This window comes from Lacinutrix sp. YIN62 (assembly GCF_057219185.1).
Map to the genome: position 1 here is coordinate 1 of NZ_JBXVVH010000067.1, position 1,441 is coordinate 1,441.

The following is a 1,441-nucleotide window of genomic DNA, read 5'->3' on the forward strand; positions in this document are numbered from 1 at the left end:
CGTTTCTTTCCAAGGCATAATTTCTGTTTTTATTCAGAAATTTAGTCTTTAAAAAGTGTAAACGATGTCCCTTTAACTTTGTAAACGATGTTTCTTTACCATACCCTATTGGAGCTAACGTGTTTGAGTATGGTTAGTTGCGTGTTAAACAACTAAAGTACTAAAATTAAACTGATCTTAATAAAATTCGCTAAATTTTGTAAACATAAATTATTAGCAATTAACTATACTCTTTGTTGTAAAACGTATTTTCATTTCCCAAAGTTCTTTTTTATATATTTTTCCACTTTACTTTTTTCGTAAAATTCATTATAATTTTTAATACTTAAAATATCTAAAACTGCTTTTTCCTCATCTTTAACTTGTTCGTAATATGCTTTACAAATTAAATACCCAGTCCAATATCCTGCATTTTTTGGTCTTTGTTCATTTGCTTTTTGCCAAGAATACCAAATACTTTTATTTTTGTTAGTTTTGAAGTCATTCCATATTTCTGTTTCTTTTCCAATAAATTCAGAATAATCTCCATCAGTTTCTCCACTTATTAATTCCGCTATAAATTCTGCCGAACCTTCTCTCATACTTTTCGAAAGCAATGTATTTCCATCTTCCATTTTTGATTGATTGAAGTGTACCAATTCGTGACTGACAGTTATTGGGATATGTTTTCTCAACATACTAATTCTCAAAATATCTTTATTCCAATTTTCTGTATTTGTGTTTTCTGTTCGACAAAGGATTTCTGTTCCGATTAATAAGCCTCTCTTTGAAATTGTTCCGTTTGATTGAAATTTTCCAATCACAAAATATACATCGGGAAAAACTGCATTTGGATAAATACTTTTGAAAGAATCAAAATTTGAATAAATTCTTTCTTTTAAATCATCAATATTTGTAATATCGTTTCTAATTGATTTGTAGAATTCTTTGTGTCTAATCACAAATTCCGCAAATTTTTCAACGTTTCCGATTTTAGTTTTATAGAAATCTTTAAGACCTTTTGTTCCTTTTGAGAAATATTCTTTTTTGAAAATAATTTTGGCATTATCAGTATCATCTATTGCTAAATCGAACGCTTTATAGAAATTGTCAATATCAGATGTGTATATTTTCGATAAACGAGGTTCTTTAGAAACTCTTGAATTTTGAGATAAAACTGTACACGATTGAAATACAAAAATTATGCAGAAAAGATAAAATATTTTATGAAATTCAATTTTCAATTTGAGTTCTGTTTTATATGTCTCGTCCTGAAATATGGCTACAGGTTAAAATTGAATTTACGCTGATAATTTATATACCATATTAGGAGTTTTAAAGTCTAAAGATAAATGTAATGGCAGTATCTCATAAACTGTGTAAGTTTAAAAATCTCGGGGTTTAATTCACCCTCGAGATTTTTTTATTTATTAACTTTAACACATTTATGAAACCAGAAGAT

The 1,441-nt window shown here is 27.4% G+C and carries 1 protein-coding gene; it reads right to left on the reverse strand.

Features of this window, described 5'->3' with window-relative positions; all coding sequences use genetic code 11:
• Positions 1 to 251: 251 nt before the first annotated feature.
• Positions 252 to 1,223, reverse strand: a complete 972-nt coding sequence (locus AC2D8I_RS16170; RefSeq protein ID WP_484707149.1) for a gliding motility protein GldB-related protein — start codon at positions 1,221 to 1,223, stop codon at positions 252 to 254.
• Between the last annotated feature and the right edge of the window lie 218 nt (positions 1,224 to 1,441).